The sequence below is a fragment of the Flavobacterium swingsii genome (genome assembly GCF_900111965.1).
GTDB lineage: Bacteria > Bacteroidota > Bacteroidia > Flavobacteriales > Flavobacteriaceae > Flavobacterium > Flavobacterium swingsii.
In genome coordinates this window covers 184,409-204,755 of sequence record NZ_FOJT01000003.1, presented here as the reverse complement: position 1 = coordinate 204,755, position 20,347 = coordinate 184,409, and the positions used below count along the sequence as shown (strand labels likewise).

Sequence of the window (20,347 nt, the reverse complement as noted above, 5' to 3'; positions counted from 1 at the left end):
AAAAATCAGCAATAATTAGATTCCTCCTTCGTCGGAATGACAATTAGTTTTAATAATTGGACTAAAATATAAAAACAAATAAATGATTTTTTGGAAGAATTATTTTTTTTATATTTTGTGAAAATTTGTAAAATCTGTGTTTAAATTTGTACCATGTCCGATAACCCACAGCGAAAAATAATTCACATCGATATGGATGCATTTTATGCATCGGTCGAGCAAATGGACAATCCTGATCTAAAAGGGAAACCATTAGCTGTTGGCGGAAACGAAGTTCGAGGTGTCGTTTCGGCAGCAAGTTACGAAGCGCGAAAATTTGGCGTTCGTAGCGCGATGAGCGGCGCACAAGCCAAACGGAATTGCCCCGATTTAATTTTTGTTCCACCGCGTTTTGACAGATATCGTGAAATCTCTAAAAAAATTCAGAAAATATTTCATGAATACACCGATTTGGTCGAACCCTTATCGCTCGACGAAGCGTATCTAGATGTTACCCAAAACAAAAAAGGAAATCCTAGCGCCACACTTATTGCACAAGAAATCAGAAAACGTATTTTCGATGAAGTTGGCCTAACGGCTTCAGCAGGAATATCTTCCAATAAATTTGTAGCAAAAATCGCTTCCGATTATAATAAACCCAACGGGCAAAAAACCATCAATCCAGAAGAAATTGAAGATTTCTTGGAAGCTTTAGATATCAAAAAATTCTACGGAATCGGGAAAGTAACCACCGAAAAAATGTACCAACATGGGATTTTTACAGGAAAAGATTTAAAAAGAAAAACGTCCGAATATCTCGAAGAACATTTTGGCAAAAGTGGCGCTCAGTATTACAAGATTGTGCGTGGCATTCACAACAGTGAAGTAAAACCCAACCGAACCACAAAATCGGTCGCTGCCGAACATACTTTTGATACCAATCTTACTTCCGAAATATTTATGGCAGAACGATTAGAACGAATTGCTACTGAACTCGAAAGAAGACTTCAAAAACACAAAATATCAGGAAAAACAATTACATTAAAAATAAAATACAGCGATTTTACCCAACAAACCCGAAGTAAAACATTACCTTATTTTGTGTCTGATAAAGGAATTATTTTTGAAACCGTCAAAGAATTATTATACCAAGAACGAATGAAAGATTCGGTAAGATTACTCGGAATTTCTCTCGCTAATTTGAATACGGAAATAAAAAAAACCGTAGTCGTGCAACTACGATTTGAGTTTTAAATAAAAAACAGAAATAAAGTGATTTGATTTTTAGTTGTTTACATAATTGTCTAACTAAAATCAGTTAGATGTAAAAATAACTAAATGTAGGTATTTTTTGACAAAATTTTTTATATTACCTTTGAATAATTAACAATCTTATACTTGTTAATTATTCAAAGTGGAGTTCAGAAACCACTAACAAAAAACGGGGAGTGACTGAAAATCCATAAGAGTAAGGAAATATATTAAAAAATGAAAAACACAATTATTACACTTAGTTTATTATTGGTTGGATTGAACACATTTGCACAAATGGCTGAAAAGCCTTTAGATGTTAAGTATCGCAGAAGTTCTTTACACACAATGGTTGTAGAATCAGAGAAATTCCCTCAAAAGGATGTAGTTCTAAAAGCTTTTAACAACGCTCCTTTTCCGGACAAATACAATGACCATCAAATTTCTCAAAAATCTTTTAACCCTGCTAATTACACTTTAACTGCAGAAGAAAAAGCTAAGATTTATACCTCTTCAAAAATGGGTAAAACAGATTCTATTAATAAAGAGTTGCCTATTAGAATTCAAAAATATTTAGAAAAAGAAAAAATTGCCAACAAATTAGTTGCAAAATGGTTTGATAGACAAGCTGACGGAAGTTTCGATTGCAACTTAGTAGCAGATAGAGGTGTTTTTAATGCGTCATTCCTTGAAACAAAAACGGCACAAGCATCTTCAGAAGGTCAAGCATTATTAAAAACCGCTGGTTTTGAATTGATTGACAACACATTTGTAGTTGTAAACAAATTTAAATTTATAGAAAACGAACCTGTTGCGCGTGTTATACGTGATGCTGCAAAAGTTGCCGCTAGCAAACTTCCAATGGGACAAGATATGGCTATGAAAGCTGCTGATAAAGCATACGATAAAGCCAAAGAAGGATATTCTATTTGGGCAACATCTTTTTTATATAAATTAGTTTGGAATGAAACAGTATCAAATACTTTTTATACTGATTTTTATATGGAAAAAGGTAGTGTAGATGCTAAAAAGAAAGAAGCATTTGATAAATCTGAATTATTTAAATTAGAATTTGTTGGAGATGAGGAAGCGTCAGCTTTAGTTACTTTTTCATTATCAGAAAAAAGGACAGAAGAGCAAATTATCGCCCTTTCAACAGTAAGAATTGTGGATAATGTTTATGCTAAACTTCAAAAGAAATACGATGTTTTCAAAACCAAAACACCTCTTTTTACAGGAAACCCTATTACAGCTAAAATTGGAACTAAAGAAGGTTTAGAAGGTGGAGAAAAATTTGACGTTCTTGAACAAGTTATTGATGAAAAAACAGGAGTTGCTACTTACAAAAGTATTGGAACGATAAAAGTAGAGAAAGATGGGATTTGGGATAACACCTACAATGCTGATGGTGCTGCAGGTCTTGAAGCCAGTACAGAAAAAAAACCAGTTATTGATAGAACTACATTTTCAGGAGGAAAGAAATTTTATCCAGGATTACTTATTAAACAAATAAAATAATTAATTATAACGCATCAAATTTATTAAATCAAATTTGATGCGTTATATGATTTTAAAAAACATATAAATGAAAAATATTTTAAGTAGAACAGTCCTTTTATTTGCTATAATATTAGGTTTTAGTCAAATAGCTAACGCCCAAGCTAGAAAAAAAGCAGAAAGAGACACTCAAGAATGGAGATATGAAATTGAAGCCGTTCAAACAGGAACGCAAGGATCATATCTAATCAAAGTGTGGTCATATTCCAAAAAACCAGACGTTGCCATAGAGCAAGCCAAAAAGAATGCAGTTCACGGTATTATTTTTAAAGGATTTACCGGAAAAGCAACAGTTTCAGGACAAAAAGCATTAGCAAGCAATGTAAATCTAGAAGTGGAAAAAGAAGATTTTTTTGCACCTTTCTTTGAAGATGGTGGAAAGTACATGAAATTTGTTTCAACATCAACTGATGGCGCTGTTGCTGCAGAAGATAGAATGAAAATTGGAAAAGAATATAAAGTAGGCGTAATTGTTTCGGTTAATGTTTCTGCTTTAAGAAAAGATTTGGAAGATGCTGGAATTATTAAATCATTAGCTTCAGGATTTTAATCTGCCAAATTTGAACGTATGAAAAAAATAATTTTAATGCTTTTTACCTGCAGTATTGCAATTATAGATTGTAAGGCACAAAGCAAAATAGGTGCAAATTACATTCATGAAATTGAATGTCTTGGTTCTGAATTAGACGGAAGCGTTACCCTAAAATCATGGGGCAAGGGAAAAAACAGAAATGATGCTTTAGAACAAGCAAAAAAAGAGGCAATCAATGCCGTTTTGTTTACAGGAATCAGGAATGGAAAACAAGAATGTGAAAGTCGCCCTCTTTTAAATGCTCCTAATATTCGTGAAAATAAAGCGGACTATTTTAATAATTTTTTTAAAGACGACGGAGATTATAAAAAATTCACATCAAACAAAGATGAATCTTTTGGAAAAAAAGAGAAAGAAAAAGGAAGAGATGGAGATGTGATGTATGGATATGTTATTCGCGTTATGAGAAGCGACCTAAAAAAACAAATGATAACTGACGGTATTTTAAATAATTAAATCAACCAAAATGAAAAAAATAATATCAAAAACAAACTTTCTTATTTTATTGCTTTTATGCTCAACATCAATAGTGTTTTCTCAAGCTAAAAAGCCAACACTTATGGTAGTTCCTAGTGACGCATGGTGCATTGAAAAAGGATATGTGATGGAGTTTGACAACCAAGGAACATTGGTTACATTGCCAGATTATAAAAGAGCCTTTCAAGAAAATACAGACCTATTACTCGTAGTAGCAAAACTAGGTGAATTAATGGCTGAAAGAGGTTTCCCATTAGAAACTATGGAAGGGGCATTAAAAACATTAGCCTCTGAAAGCGCTGAAGACGCTATGTTAACTAGTAAAACAGGAGCTGGAATTAGCGAAAATCCAATTGATAAATTAAAAAAAACGGCTAAAGCTGATATTTGGATGCAGGTTACTTGGACAATTAATCAAGTAGGTCCAAAAAAATCAATTACTTTCATTCTTCAGGGATTAGATGCCTATACTGATAAACAAATTGCTGGAGCTTCAGGAACAGGGAACGAATTAATTGGAGCTACTTTACCAGTAATGTTACAAACAGCTGTTTTGTCTCACATCGATAATTTTAATGTGCAATTAATGACTCATTTTGATGATATGTTTAGAAACGGAAGAGAAATTGTAATCCGTATTAAAAAATTTGATTCTTGGGACGGTGATTTAGAAAAAGAATTCGACGGGAAAGAATTGAACGGATATATCGAAGAATGGCTTACAAAAAATTGCGTACAAGGGAGATTCAGTACTACAGACTCAACAGAAAACATGATGCTTTTCAAACAAGTAAGAATTCCGTTGTACAATGAAGCTGGAGTGGCTATTGACGCCAAGGGTTTTTGCAAAGGACTACAGAGTTATCTGAAAAAAGCGCCATTTATGATAACAAACAAACTTATGATGAAAGGATTAGGACAAGCATCAATCGTATTAGGAGAAAAATAAAACCAAAAATAAAATTATGAAATCAATATTTTTAAGCATTCTTATTGCAATAGGATTTAGTGGTTATGCGCAAGGCACAGCTGTAAAAGGCGATGATGCTGCTAAAATTACATTAGCAACATATGTCTCAGAACAAATAGAAGAAATGCCTGAAGCAGCTCGCAGTATCCTAACAAATAAATTAAACCAAATTGTAACCCAAAATGGAATGGGAGGTAGTGAGTTTAACGAACGTTTTATTCTTACGGCAAATATTAATGTTTTAACAAAAGACATAACGCCAACCGCGCCACCAATGCACGCCTATACATTAGATATTACACTATATATTGGTGATGGTTTTGAAGGAACTAAATTCGCAAGCCATTCAATAACAGTAAAAGGTGTGGGAGAAAATCAAACAAAAGCATATCTTTCAGCATTAAAGAATTTGAAATCGAATGATCCAAATTATCAGTCGTTTATACAAACGGGGAAAACGAAAATAATTCAATACTACAAAAGTAAGTGTGATTTTATTATAAAAGACGCTCAAAGACTTGCCGCTCAAAATAATTTTGAGGAAGCAATTTATAACCTAACTAGCGTACCTGATGCATGTCAAGATTGTTACAATAAATGTATGGTTGCGGTAGCGCCAATCTATAAAAAACAAATTGATAGAGATTGTAAAGTAAAACTCAATGAAGCTAATAATTTGTGGACTGCAAATCAAAACATTGATGCCGCAAACCAAGCTGGTGAAATCCTTTCAACAATTGACCCAAGCGCTGCTTGTTTTGGTGAAGTAAAAGCATTGTCTGGTAAAATTGCATCAAGAGTAAAAGAGCTTGATAAAAGAGAATGGAACTACGTATTAAAAGAACAAGCTCAAGTTAGCGAAACAATAAGAGCCTATAGAGATATAGGAGTTGCTTATGGCAAAGGTCAGCCGAAAACGGTTAACTATAACGTAAGTGGTTGGTGGTATTAAAAAAAACTCTAAATTTAATTTCACAAAAAAACCCAACAGATTATCTGTTGGGTTTTTTAATATCTAATTTCGAGAACTACTCAATTTGTGAAACTCTCAGCGTATTTACCATTCCTTTATCGGTTACTGGCATGGCTGCTAGGTTTATTAGGAAATCGCCTTTTTCTACAAATCCTTTTACACGAGCTATTTCGTTTACATCGGTTACCGTATCATCTGTACTTACAAATTTGTCATAGTAAAATGATTTTACACCCCAAAGCAAATTGAGTTGGGTAAGAATCCTTTTGTTTGAAGTAAAGACTAAAATATGAGCCGATGGTCGCCATGCAGAAATCTGAAAAGCAGTGTATCCACTATTGGTTAACGTACAAATTGCTTTGGCATTAATCACATTTGCCATAGTGGCAGCGTGGTGACAAATGGTTTTTGTTATAAATCGGTTTGTTTTTATTTGAGGCGTGTTTTGCGGAACATGAATTAATGGAGAGTCTTCAACAGCGTCAATAATTCTAGTCATTTGCTCGATAACCTGAACAGGATAATTCCCTACTGATGTTTCGCCCGAAAGCATTACGGCATCGGCACCATCCATGACAGAATTGGCAACATCATTTACCTCAGCACGAGTTGGCGTGAGACTTGTAATCATAGTTTCCATCATTTGTGTGGCAACAATTACTGGAATACGAGCGGTTTTTGCTTTTAGTATTAAATCTTTTTGTACTAATGGAACTTCATGCGCAGGAAGCTCGACACCTAAATCACCACGAGCAACCATCAATGCATCACAATGTGCAATAATTCTATCTATGTTTACTAATGCTTCGGGCATTTCTATTTTAGCTATTATTGGGATTTTATATTCCGAATTTTTAGCAATTAATTCCTGCAAATCTTGCAAATCTCTTGGTGTTTTTACAAAAGAAAGCGCAATCCAATCTAGTTTATGCTCTATAGCAAATAAAGCGTCCTTAATATCTTTCTCAGTTAGTGCAGGTAACGAAATTTTGGTATTTGGTAAATTTACTCCTTTTTTAGATTTTAACGGACCACCTTGAATTACTTTACAAATTACTTCAGTTTTTCTATTGGTTTTAATGGCTTCAAACATTAGTTTTCCGTCATCAAGAAGTATTTTTTCGCCTGGATTTACATCTTTTGGAAATTCCTTGTAGTTCATATAAACTCTATCGGCAGTTCCCGGAACATCTTCTGCAGTTTGAAAAGTGATAATATCTCCAGGATTTACCACTACATCTTCTTTCATCACACCAACACGGAGTTTAGGACCTTGCAAATCGCCAAGAATTGCAGTTGTATAACCAAACTCTTCGTTTAGTCCTCGAATTATATCTATTTTAGATTTTACATCATCGTAATCTGCATGCGAAAAATTAACTCTGAAGACATTTACTCCAGCTTTAATCATATCGTTTATTACTTCTTTTGTACTACATGCTGGGCCAAGTGTAGCAACAATTTTAGTTTTTTTGTTTGTTGGCATTTCTTAAAAAATTAAATTATTTTTTGATTTTATTTCGTTTGCATTTATTTCATAAACGGCACTTATAGAATCAATTTTGTTTATTTTACTTATAATATCTTTTATTTTGTACTGAGAATCATGTTCTATTTTCAGAAAAAAATCTACTTTTTTTAATTCAGAAACTAAAGAAACTCGTCTTGTAAAATTTTTATTTTCAAATAAATTCGCTGGCAAATTCTGAACAGGCAAATCTATTTTTTGTTTGTTCTGGATTAAATCCCAAACGACCATTTTTTCTTCATCATCATAAGTAAAACGAGAAAAATGAGTTATTTTTTCCTGAATTTCGACAGGAATTTCATTTTCGTTCTTACTAAGCGAAATAGTTAGTTTCTGATTTAGTTTGAATGCTAATTTGTAATCTTCTTGTGCCGTATGAATGGCAATTAAGTTATAATCAACTTGATCGAAATCCTCGAGATGTAATTTATGAATCGCCATAAAACACTAAAAAATTAAATGTAAAGATAACGTTTCTATCATTTAAAAACCATTTAACAAATTAGGTTTTTGTTAAATTTATGAATGGTAATATTTTGATTTTAATTGTTTTTTATTTCAAATGAAAAATGAACCTTAATTTGGTTTAAAAATTTCTCTAAACTGATACAATATTCTTTCTAACAAATGTAGGTCTTCGGTTATAATTTCGGCAGAACCTTTCATTTCTTGCTGAAATGGAATCTGTTTTTTGTAAGATGTTTGCAATCCTTTTGTCAAAATTACATCGATTAATAAATTTCCATCTTTGTCCGGAACAAGAGAGATGTTTTTTACTTCTCCTTTTAGCACACCAAATTCTCTGTCAGGAAAATTTACCAAACGAATATTTACTTGTTGTCCAATTTTTATCTTCCCTGAATTTAAGGCTGGCGCTTTTACTTTTCCTACAAATCCTTTTTGAGTAGTTGGAATTATCGAAAAAACATTATCTCCCGAAGTTATGGTTTGATTTTCTGTCCAAACTTGTAAAAAAGTAACTTCTCCAGCAATAGATGACTTTAAAGTGTAATTTAATTCCCAGTCTTTTATAGCTTTTTTTAGTTGATAGAATGATTGCGTTACACTTCTGCCTAAATTAATCATTTCTTTTGTTCCGCTAATTTGTGTGTCTTTTGTAGCTCTCGAATTGTCTATTAGTGATGATTTTAGTTGCGAAATAGAACTCAATAAACTCTTATAATTTTTTTCAGCTTGGAAATAATTCAGTTTTTTGCTTTCAAATTCTTGGTCTGAAATTACTCCTTTACTATTTAATGTTGTGTAACGTGTAATTTCATTTTTTTGCAGTTTCAGCTCTTGTTCATTAATTTCTTTTTGTTGTAATAACAAACTTAATCGTTCTTTAATTTGAGTAGATTCGGATTTTTGTGCCTCATTTTCTACTTGAAAAGGTTGTAAATCGGCATTTAACCCATCGGCAATATAATCTTTTTGAAAAATGGCAAAAGCACTTTCCACATCACCTAATTGTAGATTTTGTAGTTTATTAAAAGGAAAATTCTTTTTAGAATCGTTACTATCTGTTTTGTCAACAATACTTTTTAGCAGCAATACATCTTTATAATTTGCAGCATTTTCTATAATCGCAAGATGAGTGTTTTGTGTGATTAACGATTTGTCTTTTACCAAAATAGCTTCTATCCTACCCGAATTTTTAGCAACTAATTTCTCTGGCGGAACATTGGTTGTTATTACTATTTCTGATGCTACTACATCTGGATATTTTAGAAACCATGAGGTAAAAAACAACATGATAATTATCCCAAATATCAAAACCGTTCCCCAACGAATCATCCAATGTGGGACTTTCGTAAGAATATCTTGTACTTCTTCACTACGAAGCTCGAATGTTGTATTTTTTTCTTCCATTTCTTTAACTTCCTAATTGTAACTGGTTCCTAACTAACTCGTAATAATTCCCTTTTAGTTTTACCAATTCTTCATGGTTTCCTATTTCGATAATTTTTCCTTTGTCAAGCACCACAATTTGATCTGCATTCATCACGGTACTTAATCTGTGTGCAATGACAACAACAGTTTTATCTTTAAAGAAAATATCGAGTTTCTCCATAATCTCTTTTTCATTATTGGCATCTAAGGCTGAAGTTGCTTCGTCAAAAAACAACATTTCTGGGTTTTTATAAACCGCTCTAGCAATAAGTAATCGTTGTTTTTGTCCCGTACTCATCCCTACTCCTTCCGAGCCTATTTTTGTGTTATAACCCAATGGTAAACCAGAAACATATTCTTTTATATTAGCTACATCGGCAGCATAAACCAATCGTTCTTTGTTAATTATATCTACACCAATAGCAATGTTATTTGCAATGGTATCATTAAAAATAAATCCTTCTTGCATTACCGCACCAATATTGGCTCGCCATGTTTTTTGTGCAATGTTAGATAATTGGGTGTTGCCAATATTTATTTGTCCGCTATTAGGTTCATAAAATTTCAATAATAACTTCATTAATGTCGTTTTTCCACTTCCGCTTGTGCCTACAATAGCTGTGATTTTATTAGGTGGAATAGTCAAATTTAAACCTTCTAGAACAGGAATGTCAGATCCTAAATATCTAAAGGATAAATCTTTTATCTTAATAGCAACATCTCTAGTAAAATCGTGTGTTTGATGTGATTCTTGTTGTATTTCGTCTTCTTTTTCATGAATTTCGGACAAACGGGCTAACGATATTTTAGCATCTTGCACTTCGCGAACAAAACTGATAAGTTGTGAAATCGGCCCATCTAAACTTCCTACAATAGAGCTTATCGCCATCATCATTCCTAAAGTAATTTGACCATCGATAACTAATTTTGCAGAAAGAAAAATGATGAATATATTTTTTAATTGATTGATTACTGATGAACCAATCGTTTGTGTTTGCTCTAAAACCAATCCTTTTATAGAAACTCTAAATAACCTAGCTTGAACATACTCCCAACCCCAACGTTTTTGTTTTTCGGCATTGTGAAGTTTTATTTCTTGCATTCCGTTTATGAGTTCCATTACTTTGCTTTGCTCTTGCGAAACTTCCGAAAATCGTTTGTAATCTAGTTCTTCTCTTCGTTTAAGAAACAAAGTTATCCAACCAAAATAGAAGATACTTCCCGCAAAAAATACTAAAAATATTTGCAAGTTATAATACGCTAAAACACCTCCCATGATAAACATATTGATGACCGAAAACAATACGTTTAGTGAAGACGTGGTTAATATTCTTTCGATACGATGGTGATCATTGATGCGTTGCATGATATCGCCAGTCATTCGGACATCGAAAAATGATATGGGTAAATTCATTAATTTGATAAAAAAATCAGATATTAATGAAATGTTGATTCGTGTAGAAAGATGAAGCATAATCCAGCTTCGAATGAGTTCTAATCCTGTTTTACCTGCAAACAAAAATAGTTGCGCAAAAAGAATCATGTAGATAAAATTGATATTTTGATTCTGAATCCCAACATCTACAATACTTTGTGTTAAGAATGGAAAAATAAGTTGTAACAAACTACCAGCAAACAAACCTATGCTTAATTGTACAATAAATGACTTATACCTCAATACATATTGTGCCAGCATACTAAAACCAAGTCCTTTTTTTTCTTCCTTATCAAATTCCGATTTATAAAAAACTGGTGTTGGTTCTAGTAATAAAACAATTCCTTCTTGAGTAAAATTATCTGCATTGTTACCAATCCAAAATTTTATAAAATCTTTTTGGTTATATTCTATCAGACCATAAGCTGGATCAGAAATACAATATTTTCCTTTTTTTATATTATGAAGAACCACATAATGTTCTTTGTTCCAGTGCAAAACGCAAGGCAACGGTGCTTCATCTAGTCGTTCTAGATTTAGTTTCACACCTAATGTCCTAAATCCTATTTTCTCAGCCGCATCACTCAGAAATAATAAGTTACTTCCCTCGCGTGTGGTTTCGCTATAATCACGTAATTCTTGTATGTTAAGTGTCTTGCCATAATGTTTAGCAACAATTTTTAAACACGTAGGACCACAATCTTTACTATCGGCTTGTATATAATTAGGAAATTTCTTCAATTTTTATTTTTTGGATTCAAAAATAGGGAAAAACAGTCTGAAAAGTAATTTTCAGACTGTTTAAAAGATTTATTATCTACAAGAATTCGTAATTGGCTGGCAGAATTCAGGTCCATCAACTGGGCCACCAAACACACCAGCATACCAATAGCCCGTTGGACAAGTACCATTTACACTAGGCACTGGTTGTTTACAACCCCCTATTCCTCCATTAATACTTTTTTGCTCATTTTTGCTCATTTTTTGAGCTCCGTCTAATTTTAAAATGTTTTTTAACATGATATTATAATTTATTTGTTGATTTAACAATCCAATCGTTTTAAGACACTTGGATCTTGTGTCTGATTCTCGGCCAAGAATATTTTTTATGTTTTATGCTTCTGCTAAAATGTAATTTTCTGCTTTTTCTTTCAAAAAATCATTCAGAAAATATTTTAGCTCACTTATTTCGTACTCGTTAGGAAATAATTTGTTATTGATTATTTTTACTGGTGTGTAATTAAACTCATTTTCGAGACACCAATTATATTGCTTGTAAATCTGGTGATTCACTTTCATATCGACAGTATTCATTTTCCACTTTTCAAGCCAAGGTTGTAAATCCATTTTTTTGATATGCCAATCGGAAATAGCACTTTCTATATTTTCTGGATTGATGTTGTTTATAGTCAGCAATGTTTCTACAATTATTTTATAAAGATTATCATTGTTTTCTGGATTGATGTTAAAAAGCACACTCAGAAATACTCGTTTTGGAAATTTTGTCACCAAGTTAAACCCGTCTTCGAGCGCTTTGTGACAATGCCCGCAACTTGGACTAATAATTATTGTTAGTTGCAAACTAGCTGTTTTGTTTCCAAACTGTAATCCTTCCAACTTATCAAATCCTTTTAGTACAGGGATTTTCTTTGATAAAAAACGAAAAATTTGATAATTGCATTTGAATTTTTTTAATTCCGTTTCCCTTTTTTCAGCTTTTATTTTAGCTTCAAAAACTGGTTTTACGAACAACCAAATTGTTGTGAGTAGTATTGCAGAAAATAAAAATCCAAAACCATTTATTATTATTATATTAAAAAATGATGTGGTTGCGAAAATAAAAACCAAACTTTGCAATACAATTATAAACGAAACTACTAAACACAACACACACCATTTTTTAAGTTGAAATTTTTGTAACCAAACCGAATACATAATTATAGGAGTAGCCGCTAAACTTAAAAAACCTATTATATTACTTGCTTCTTCTGTTTGTATTATCGTAGACAAAATACTAATACTGAAAAACAACAAAGGCAAATCTGAGAAACCAAACCATTTGTTAATCTCGTTTTTATTCGACTTAATTACTGAATCGCAAGATACATTTTGATTTACATTGCAAAATTTTGACACGATTTCACTTTTTATTCCAAACGCTTCTTGCACTATAAATATGCTAGTCAACAAACCTGTTATTGAAGTAGCTAACAATATAGTTGAATTGTAATTGTATTTATTGTAAGTAATTGACAATATAATGAGTGCAATAAAAGGCAAAGTATATAATAACCATTTTGTGTTTGCTTTTTCTTTTTTTATGATAGAATTTGTATTGGGTTCTATAGCTAAAATGACTTCGTTCCAGCCTGTAAGAAATTCGTTGAAAGTTAGTTTTTGTTGCTTTCCTTCTTTAGTATCTATGGTTATTACTGCATTTGATTTTGTCGCCAAAACTAGGTTGTTATTATATATAGCTAGAAAAGATTTCGGCAATTCTATAAACTGCTCTTTGGGCACTTTTATCGCTATGTTTTCTATAGACAACATGTCTAACGAATCGGTAATAGCAAATACGCCCGGATAATTGGGATGTGAAAGAAATAAATCTTCGAAATTTTCTTTCTGGTCTGAAAATTGGCTTATGACTAAATACTTTTTTACTATGTTTATCATCTTATTTATTTTCTGAAAATCGAAATGACTTTCTAAATATTTTGACAAAGATTAGGCGGTTTGCGCAGAAAAAAAAAGGGTTGAAGCGTCAATTTATAAATTAAGACTACGACAATTTATAAATTATCGAAACCTTATTTTATTTTAATGTATTGATTTAAAGATGCATAACCCATAATGATTATGCTAAAAAAAATTTAAACTCAAAAAACAATTATGGCATTTTAATATGGTTTAAATTTGACCTATTAATAATAACAAATCACAATTTACATGAAAACAAGAAAATTAAATTTTGAAGATTTTAAAAAAAATCAATTAGAAAGAAAACAATTAATTAATATTTCGGGTGCGGGTGCAGGCAGTCCGGATTTCTCTGTGTTTGATAACTCCCCTACTCCTACTGGAGGTGGTACCGGAGGTGATGGAGGAGCAGGGACGGCAAATCCTAAACCATAAATTTGATTTACAATTTTATACTTTTAGCAAACTGAACTGGAGTCAAGCCAGTTCTTTTGTTAAAAGATTTGGTAAATGATGATGCATTCTTAAAACCAACACTTTCGGCAATGGCTTGTGTAGAGTATTTCCTATATGTAGGGTTAATAATCATTTGATTAATTACATAATTAATTTTAAGTCCATTAGAATATTCGCTAAATGTCTTTTGAAAATTTTTATTAATAACATAAGATAAGTAGGTCGTGTTGGTTTTTATCTTTTTAGCAACATACTGTTGTGTATAATCTTCTTTTATGTATTCTAGTTTTTCTTCTAGAATATTCAATTTTATTAATATTTCTTTTTCTTTTTCTTCGTCAAGAACCAAAATATTTTTAGAATCAACGGATTTATCATCAGAATCTATTTTAACCTCATTATTTGAAGGAGTATTTAGATTCTTGTATAGATCAGATTCTTTATTTGTAAATTCTTCTATTAATTCTTTTACCCTTCTATTTGCTTTGTTTTTATCTACTTGATTTTTTATTATTAAAAAAATAAAAATTGAAAAAAAGAATAAGAGAATAAAATATTTAAATAAATTTTCATTCTTATGTTTTTTTTGTAAATCAATCATTTCTTTATTTAAATCAGAAAAGCTTAATATGTTATTTACACCCGAAATTTCTTTATTTAATTTTAGTTCATTTTTTTTATATTCTTCCAGATACAATTTAGAGTATTTTGAGGCATTGTCGTAATCTTTTTTGGAAGCATAAATTTTTGCTTGAAAATAATTAGAGTATATAAATTCTTCTAGGTTTTCATTATCGATTTTATAAATAGAATCTACTTTTTTAAAATAAACTAACGCTTTGTCAAATTCGTTTTTTTTATAATACAACTCACCTATCGAATAATTAACTACAGAGTAATTATATCCTTTATTTTTAGTTTCAATCAACAGTTTATTATAGTATTCCTGTGCGGTTTTATAATCCTTTTTTAACAGATAAACATTCGCTAAACCTATCTGGGCATTTGTTCTAGTGATTTCTATATATTTTGCAAAAACTACGGATTTTTTAAAATAATATACTGCAGAATCTAAATCAATTTTGTTTTTTTGATTAAACAAAAAATGCTTCTTGTAACAACTCCCTAAATTTAGATATAATAAACTTTTTATACTATAAAATTCATCCACCTCAAATAAATACTCTGCTTTATCTGTAACCACATCATTTTCTCTAGAAACTTTAATTGCCAGATCAAAATTTCCAGCATCTAAATAAATGGAAGAAATATTTCTATTAAACTTAATAATTTGCTTTAAATCATTTGCTTTTTCAGATAGTTTTTTCCCTTCTTCATATCTTAATAAAGCAGTCCTTAAATTTTTTCTTTTCCATTCAGCCAATCCACCATAATTTAACAAATAAGCATTAAGTTTTGTTTTGTCATTTGAAGTTGGAATTTTATCTAAATAAGTAAATGCTTGTTTGTATAATTGTTTAGACTTAATACTATCTCCTTCTTTTAATTGATACAAATAGGACTTTATCCCATAAGCAAACGATTTGTGCAAATTATTGTTAGATTTCTCTATTTTGTTTACATAAATAAAAGAACTGTCTAGGTTTGAGTTTATTAATAAACGTGCTTTAATATGTAATTCTTGGTATTCTTTATCTGTTAGGGTAAATTTGTTTTGTGAAAAAACAACATGAGTAAAAAAGAGAAGTAAAAAATATAGTGTAGTACGCATTTGAATCAAATTTTGACAAAAGTACTTGAAAAGCAACAATAAAACGAGTATACAAATTAAAAAACTGTGGGTTCGAATTGTCTTATTTGAATAAACTTAAAACATTTTTCAGAAAACGACGTCGTTATTTCCCGTCTATTTTTGTCTGAAATGCAAAATACGCTCTTTTAGAGGCAATTTCTTCGGCTTTCTTTTTCGATGTAGCTCTGGCTTTGCCAATAACTTTACCATCGATACTTAATTTTACACCAAAATATTTTAGTTTTCCCGCATCGTCGTCTTCATAAATATCATAGTGAAACTGTCTTTTTTCTTTCTGACACCATTCTATGAGTAAACTTTTGTAGCTAATGACTTTTCCTTCTAATTTGTCGATATCTACATAAGGTTTGATGACTTTTTTATGGATAAATTTTTCGCAGTACGCAAAACCTCTGTCAAGATAAATAGCACCAATGAATGCTTCAAAAAGATTTCCGTGTATGTTTTCTCCAAAGTTTTGCACGGTCACTTTACTTTCTAAAAATTGAATCAGATTAAGGTCTTTTCCTAATTCGTTCAAGTGTTCTCGACTTACAATTTTAGAACGCATTTTTGTCAAATATCCTTCATCTCCAGTAGGAACCATGTTGAATAAATGAGCCGCAATAACACTTCCCAACATAGCGTCACCCATAAATTCTAGACGCTCATAATTCATCGGGTTTCCTTTCTCGTCTAATTTATTCATCGACCGATGCGTAAATGCTTTGCGAAAATGAATAAGATTTGAAGGTTTAAATCCTAATATTTTTTCGAGTTTACTAAAAAAAAGCCCGTCCTCTGGAGAACGGGAATTTGAAAATATTTTTTTAATAAGACTCATTCGAGTAATTAAACTAATTTTTTAAACAAAACACATGCATTGTGACCACCAAAACCAAAAGTATTACTCATAGCCACTTTTACGTCTCTTTTTTGAGCAGCGTTTAGTGTTAAGTTTAATTCCGGGTTAATGTTTTCGTCAACAGTTGTGTGGTTTATTGTAGGAGGAACTATTCCGTGTTTGATAGATAATATAGAAGCAATAGCTTCGATAGCACCAGCAGCACCAAGCAAATGTCCAGTCATCGATTTTGTCGAATTGATATTAATATTTTTAGCATGAGCGCCAAAAACATGACTTATCGCTTTCAATTCAGCAACATCTCCAAGTGGAGTTGAAGTTCCGTGCGTATTAATATGATCTACTTCTTCAGGATTCATACCTGCATCACGAAGTGTGTTGTTCATTACCGCAATTACACCCAATCCTTCAGGATGTGGTGCAGTTAAGTGATATGCATCAGATGACATTCCACCACCACCAACTTCACAATATATTTTTGCACCACGAGCAATTGCGTGTTCATATTCTTCTAAAACTAAGGCACCGGCACCTTCACCAAGAACAAATCCGTCTCGAGTCGCGTCAAATGGTCTTGAAGCAGTTTCTGGGCTGTCATTTCTAGTCGATAAAGCTTGCATCGAATTGAATCCACCCATTCCTGCAATAGTAACAGCAGCTTCTGAACCACCAGAAATAATGATGTCGCACATTCCCAATCGAATGTAGTTGAAAGCATCGATTAATGCATTTGCAGAAGAAGCGCAAGCAGAAACAGTAGTATAATTTGGACCCATAAAGCCATTTCTCATAGAAATATGAGCAGGAGCAATATCAGCAATCATTTTTGGTATAAAGAAAGGATTGAATCTTGGCGTTCCGTCTCCTTTTGCATAACTTAAAACTTCTTCTTGAAAAGTTTCTAGTCCGCCTATTCCAGCTCCCCAAATAACACCAACTCTGTGTCTGTCTACATTGGTATCGGTTATTCCAGCATCTTTTATAGCCTCTTCACTCGCAGCAACAGCATATTGAGCAAATTTATCCATTCTTCTAGCTTCTTTGCGATCCATAAAATCTTCAATATTGAAGTTTTTTACCTCGCAAGCAAACTTAGTTTTATGTTTTTCGGTGTCATAATAAGTGATGGGTGCAGCACCGCTTTTCCCACTTATTAGTGCGTCCCAATATTCTTGAATATTATTTCCAATTGGTGTAAGAGCACCTAATCCTGTTACTACTACTCGCTTTAGTTGCATAGTTTAGTTCGTTTTGTTTAATATAAAAAAACCCAAAGCACTTTTAATTATTACTAAAAGAAACAATGGGGTATTACATAAATATTTTTATGATTGTAATACAATCAATGTTTTTTACAAATCTACAAAAGATTTTAAAGACATTAAAAAATAAAAAAACACCTGTAAGGTATTTCACTTACAGATGTTTGAAAATATTATTTTTTAGCTTCTTCGATGTAAGAAATTGCTTGACCTACCGTAGCAATGTTTTCAGCTTGGTCGTCTGGAATTTGAATATCAAATTCTTTTTCGAACTCCATTATTAGCTCAACAGTGTCTAATGAATCAGCTCCTAAATCGTTTGTGAAGCTTGCTTCTGTTACAACTTCGTTTTCGTCAACGCCTAATTTGTCTACGATAATCGCTTTTACTCTTGATGCAATGTCTGACATAATCTTTAATTTTAAATTTTAATAGATGGCAAAAATAAAAAACTTTATCTTAAAACCACATTTTAGTTAATAAATCTGACTACGAATTTAAAAAAATATTTTCACAAAGAGCAATTATTTTTATTTATTATCATTTATTATTCTTTTTTTTGCGTAATATAAATTACCGTATAAATGAAAAAGGTTGTGATATTTGCTTCTGGGTCTGGTTCTAATGCCGAAAATATTATTTTATATTTTAAAAATAAAATCCAAATAAACGTAGCCGCAGTATTTACTAACAATCTACATGCCAAAGTTTTAGACAAAGCAAATCAGCTTGAGGTTTCTACCGAAGTATTCAACAAAACCGAGCTTTCTGACGGCACGGTTTTAAATAAAATAAACGAAATAAAACCTGATTTAATTGTTTTAGCGGGTTTTCTTCTAAAATTTCCAGAAAGTATTATTGAACAGTATCCAAATAAAATAATAAATATTCATCCTGCTTTGCTTCCAAAATATGGCGGAAAAGGAATGTACGGAATGAATGTACACCAAGCAGTTTTGAAAAATAAAGAAGCGGAAACCGGAATCACCATTCATTATGTAAATAAAGATTACGATGAAGGCGAATTTATTTTTCAAAAAAATGTTTCAATTATAAATTGTAAAACACCCGAAGAAGTTGCCCAAAAAATACACGAACTAGAAATGGAATATTTTCCAAAAGAAATAGAAAAACTACTAATCCGAAAAACCTAAATTGAACCACGAAGTACACATATATACTGATGGCGCTGCCAAAGGCAATCCTGGTCCTGGCGGATATGGCGTTGTGATGGAATTAGTTGGAACTACTTTCAAAAAAGAATTCTACGAAGGTTTTCGACATACAACTAATAACAGAATGGAATTATTAGCCGTAATTGTGGGTTTAGAAAAACTAAAAAATCCGAATATGAAGGTTTTAGTTGTTTCAGATTCTAAGTACGTGGTCGATTCTGTCGAAAAAAAATGGGTTTTAGGTTGGGAAAAAAAAGGGTTTGTAGATCGAAAAAATTCCGACTTATGGAAACGTTTTTTAATTATTTACAGAAAACACCAAGTCGATTTTAAGTGGATAAAAGGCCACAACAACCACAAGCAAAACGAACGCTGTGATGAATTAGCCGTTTTTGCATCAAATCAAAAAACACTTTCTATTGATGCTTTTTACGAAAAGGAAGAAGCCAAACTATTATGAAAACTTTACAACTTTCAATCGTTGCAACTTTGTAACTTAAAAACTATCTTTGCACTTTAATTTGAAACTCAAAGAAATGAATAAATTATTAATTGTTGGAACTGTTGCTTTCGACGCTATTGAAACTCCTTTTGGGAAAACAGACAAGATTTTAGGTGGCGCAGGAACATATATTGGACTTTCGGCTTCACATTTTAACTTGCAATCGGCAATAGTTTCCGTTGTAGGCGACGATTTTCCACAAGAATATTTAGATTTATTAACTTCTAGAAACATCGATATTTCAGGTCTTGAAGTAGTAAAAGGAGGAAAAACTTTCTTTTGGAGCGGAAAATACCATAATGACTTAAATTCTAGAGATACATTGGCTACCGAACTGAATGTTTTAGCTGATTTTCAACCTAAAGTACCACAAAATTTCAAAAATGCTGATGTTGTTATGCTAGGAAACTTGCATCCAATGGTACAAAGCAGCGTTTTAGATCAAATGGAAGCAAAACCAAAATTAGTAGTTCTTGATACTATGAATTTTTGGATGGATTGCGCACTTGAAGATTTACTAAACGTTATCAAACGTGTCGATGTTATTACTATAAATGACGAAGAAGCGCGCCAATTATCAGGAGAATATTCTCTTGTAAAAGCAGCTGCAAAAATCCACACAATGGGACCTAAATATGTAGTGATTAAAAAAGGAGAACACGGTGCCTTAATTTTTCATAACAAAGAGGTTTTCTTTGCACCAGCGTTGCCACTTGAAGAAGTTTTTGATCCGACTGGAGCAGGAGATACATTTGCAGGAGGATTTGCAGGATTTATCACGCAAAGCGAAAATGTTTCTTTCGAGAATATGAAAACGGCTATCATTCACGGATCAAACTTAGCATCGTTCTGTGTTGAGAAATTTGGAACCGAAAGAATGTTAAAATTAAACAAAGAAGAAGTTGTCGCGAGATTGAAACAATTCAAATCTCTAACACAATTTGATATAGCATTATAATAAAAACGCCTCGGAATTTTC

20 protein-coding genes are annotated in these 20,347 nt (G+C 31.9%); 10 read left to right on the top strand and 10 right to left on the bottom strand.

The features are described from left to right. The first annotated feature begins 153 nt into the window (after positions 1-153). The 6 genes from dinB to BM053_RS06025 all read left to right on the top strand — a co-directional run bounded on the left by dinB (position 154) and on the right by BM053_RS06025 (position 5,778). Positions 154-1,233, top strand: a complete 1,080-nt coding sequence (gene dinB, locus BM053_RS06050; protein ID WP_091475164.1) for a DNA polymerase IV — start codon at positions 154-156, stop codon at positions 1,231-1,233. A 234-nt stretch (positions 1,234-1,467) separates the two neighbouring features. After that, positions 1,468-2,748: a hypothetical protein gene (locus BM053_RS06045; protein WP_091475161.1), complete on the top strand. Its 1,281-nt coding sequence runs from the start codon at positions 1,468-1,470 to the stop codon at positions 2,746-2,748. A gap of 67 nt (positions 2,749-2,815) precedes the next feature. Beyond that, positions 2,816-3,337, top strand: a complete 522-nt coding sequence (locus BM053_RS06040) for a hypothetical protein (protein ID WP_091475157.1) — start codon at positions 2,816-2,818, stop codon at positions 3,335-3,337. A gap of 18 nt (positions 3,338-3,355) precedes the next feature. After that, on the top strand, positions 3,356-3,835 hold the full coding sequence (locus tag BM053_RS06035; protein ID WP_091475155.1) for a hypothetical protein: 480 nt from the start codon (positions 3,356-3,358) through the stop codon (positions 3,833-3,835). Positions 3,836-3,845: 10 nt separating this feature from the next. Beyond that, a complete protein-coding gene (locus BM053_RS06030; protein ID WP_091475153.1) occupies positions 3,846-4,805 on the top strand; it encodes a DUF6175 family protein in 960 nt (319 codons plus the stop codon). Positions 4,806-4,821: 16 nt separating this feature from the next. Further along, positions 4,822-5,778 carry a hypothetical protein gene (locus tag BM053_RS06025; RefSeq protein WP_091475151.1) on the top strand — a complete coding sequence of 319 codons (957 nt, stop codon included), beginning with the start codon at positions 4,822-4,824 and terminating at the stop codon, positions 5,776-5,778. Between the two features lie 76 nt (positions 5,779-5,854). On the opposite strand, the gene pyk is transcribed toward BM053_RS06025, so the two are convergent. The 6 genes from pyk to BM053_RS05995 form a co-directional block, all read right to left on the bottom strand. Next, positions 5,855-7,285 (bottom strand): pyruvate kinase, encoded by a 1,431-nt coding sequence (gene pyk / locus BM053_RS06020; protein ID WP_091475150.1) that lies wholly within the window; start codon positions 7,283-7,285, stop codon positions 5,855-5,857. A 3-nt stretch (positions 7,286-7,288) separates the two neighbouring features. Next, complete coding sequence (locus BM053_RS06015; protein WP_091475148.1) at positions 7,289-7,768, bottom strand: IPExxxVDY family protein; 480 nt, start codon at positions 7,766-7,768, stop codon at positions 7,289-7,291. A 135-nt stretch (positions 7,769-7,903) separates the two neighbouring features. Then, entirely contained in the window at positions 7,904-9,199 is a 1,296-nt protein-coding gene (locus tag BM053_RS06010; protein ID WP_091475146.1) for an HlyD family secretion protein, read from the bottom strand. Between the two features lie 4 nt (positions 9,200-9,203). Then, the gene (locus BM053_RS06005; protein ID WP_091475143.1) at positions 9,204-11,396 is read right to left on the bottom strand and encodes a peptidase domain-containing ABC transporter; all 2,193 of its coding nucleotides are present in this window, start codon (positions 11,394-11,396) and stop codon (positions 9,204-9,206) included. 72 nt (positions 11,397-11,468) lie between these two features. Continuing rightward, positions 11,469-11,675, bottom strand: a complete 207-nt coding sequence (locus BM053_RS06000; RefSeq protein ID WP_091475140.1) for a hypothetical protein — start codon at positions 11,673-11,675, stop codon at positions 11,469-11,471. A 93-nt stretch (positions 11,676-11,768) separates the two neighbouring features. Continuing rightward, positions 11,769-13,331, bottom strand: a complete 1,563-nt coding sequence (locus BM053_RS05995; protein ID WP_091475138.1) for a vitamin K epoxide reductase family protein — start codon at positions 13,329-13,331, stop codon at positions 11,769-11,771. A 273-nt stretch (positions 13,332-13,604) separates the two neighbouring features. Between BM053_RS05995 and BM053_RS05990 the strand changes: the two genes are divergently transcribed. Continuing rightward, positions 13,605-13,790 (top strand): hypothetical protein, encoded by a 186-nt coding sequence (locus BM053_RS05990; RefSeq protein WP_091475135.1) that lies wholly within the window; start codon positions 13,605-13,607, stop codon positions 13,788-13,790. 7 nt (positions 13,791-13,797) lie between these two features. Here the strand turns inward: BM053_RS05990 and BM053_RS05985 are convergent, their stop codons facing one another. The 4 genes from BM053_RS05985 to BM053_RS05970 all read right to left on the bottom strand — a co-directional run bounded on the left by BM053_RS05985 (position 13,798) and on the right by BM053_RS05970 (position 18,101). Then, positions 13,798-15,327, bottom strand: coding sequence for a helix-turn-helix domain-containing protein (locus BM053_RS05985; RefSeq protein ID WP_167357304.1), 1,530 nt, complete (start codon positions 15,325-15,327; stop codon positions 13,798-13,800). Between the two features lie 340 nt (positions 15,328-15,667). Further along, positions 15,668-16,408 carry a ribonuclease III gene (rnc, locus tag BM053_RS05980; protein WP_091475131.1) on the bottom strand — a complete coding sequence of 247 codons (741 nt, stop codon included), beginning with the start codon at positions 16,406-16,408 and terminating at the stop codon, positions 15,668-15,670. Positions 16,409-16,416: 8 nt separating this feature from the next. Next, complete coding sequence (fabF, locus tag BM053_RS05975) at positions 16,417-17,667, bottom strand: beta-ketoacyl-ACP synthase II (protein WP_091475129.1); 1,251 nt, start codon at positions 17,665-17,667, stop codon at positions 16,417-16,419. 197 nt (positions 17,668-17,864) lie between these two features. Further along, positions 17,865-18,101 carry an acyl carrier protein gene (locus BM053_RS05970; RefSeq protein ID WP_007137004.1) on the bottom strand — a complete coding sequence of 79 codons (237 nt, stop codon included), beginning with the start codon at positions 18,099-18,101 and terminating at the stop codon, positions 17,865-17,867. A gap of 174 nt (positions 18,102-18,275) precedes the next feature. Between BM053_RS05970 and purN the strand changes: the two genes are divergently transcribed. From purN to BM053_RS05955, 3 genes are all read left to right on the top strand, one after another. Beyond that, complete coding sequence (gene purN, locus BM053_RS05965; RefSeq protein WP_091475127.1) at positions 18,276-18,845, top strand: phosphoribosylglycinamide formyltransferase; 570 nt, start codon at positions 18,276-18,278, stop codon at positions 18,843-18,845. A gap of 1 nt (position 18,846) precedes the next feature. Further along, on the top strand, positions 18,847-19,326 hold the full coding sequence (gene rnhA, locus BM053_RS05960) for a ribonuclease HI (protein WP_091475125.1): 480 nt from the start codon (positions 18,847-18,849) through the stop codon (positions 19,324-19,326). A 76-nt stretch (positions 19,327-19,402) separates the two neighbouring features. Then, positions 19,403-20,326, top strand: a complete 924-nt coding sequence (locus BM053_RS05955) for a PfkB family carbohydrate kinase (protein ID WP_091475123.1) — start codon at positions 19,403-19,405, stop codon at positions 20,324-20,326. The last annotated feature ends 21 nt before the right edge of the window (positions 20,327-20,347 follow it).

Excerpts from the sequence above, each read along its gene's own strand:
- BM053_RS05955 (WP_091475123.1), top strand. The coding sequence starts at position 19,403 with ATGAATAAATTATTAATTGTTGGAACTGTTGCTTTCGACGCTATTGAA.
- BM053_RS06015 (WP_091475148.1), bottom strand. The coding sequence starts at position 7,768 with ATGGCGATTCATAAATTACATCTCGAGGATTTCGATCAAGTTGATTAT.
- BM053_RS05995 (WP_091475138.1), bottom strand. The coding sequence starts at position 13,331 with ATGATAAACATAGTAAAAAAGTATTTAGTCATAAGCCAATTTTCAGAC.
- fabF (WP_091475129.1), bottom strand. The coding sequence starts at position 17,667 with ATGCAACTAAAGCGAGTAGTAGTAACAGGATTAGGTGCTCTTACACCA.
- rnc (WP_091475131.1), bottom strand. The coding sequence starts at position 16,408 with ATGAGTCTTATTAAAAAAATATTTTCAAATTCCCGTTCTCCAGAGGAC.
- BM053_RS06025 (WP_091475151.1), top strand. The coding sequence starts at position 4,822 with ATGAAATCAATATTTTTAAGCATTCTTATTGCAATAGGATTTAGTGGT.
- BM053_RS05970 (WP_007137004.1), bottom strand. The coding sequence starts at position 18,101 with ATGTCAGACATTGCATCAAGAGTAAAAGCGATTATCGTAGACAAATTA.
- BM053_RS06000 (WP_091475140.1), bottom strand. The coding sequence starts at position 11,675 with ATGTTAAAAAACATTTTAAAATTAGACGGAGCTCAAAAAATGAGCAAA.
- pyk (WP_091475150.1), bottom strand. The coding sequence starts at position 7,285 with ATGCCAACAAACAAAAAAACTAAAATTGTTGCTACACTTGGCCCAGCA.
- dinB (WP_091475164.1), top strand. The coding sequence starts at position 154 with ATGTCCGATAACCCACAGCGAAAAATAATTCACATCGATATGGATGCA.
- BM053_RS06040 (WP_091475157.1), top strand. The coding sequence starts at position 2,816 with ATGAAAAATATTTTAAGTAGAACAGTCCTTTTATTTGCTATAATATTA.
- BM053_RS06035 (WP_091475155.1), top strand. The coding sequence starts at position 3,356 with ATGAAAAAAATAATTTTAATGCTTTTTACCTGCAGTATTGCAATTATA.
- BM053_RS06030 (WP_091475153.1), top strand. The coding sequence starts at position 3,846 with ATGAAAAAAATAATATCAAAAACAAACTTTCTTATTTTATTGCTTTTA.
- purN (WP_091475127.1), top strand. The coding sequence starts at position 18,276 with ATGAAAAAGGTTGTGATATTTGCTTCTGGGTCTGGTTCTAATGCCGAA.
- BM053_RS05990 (WP_091475135.1), top strand. The coding sequence starts at position 13,605 with ATGAAAACAAGAAAATTAAATTTTGAAGATTTTAAAAAAAATCAATTA.
- BM053_RS06010 (WP_091475146.1), bottom strand. The coding sequence starts at position 9,199 with ATGGAAGAAAAAAATACAACATTCGAGCTTCGTAGTGAAGAAGTACAA.
- BM053_RS06045 (WP_091475161.1), top strand. The coding sequence starts at position 1,468 with ATGAAAAACACAATTATTACACTTAGTTTATTATTGGTTGGATTGAAC.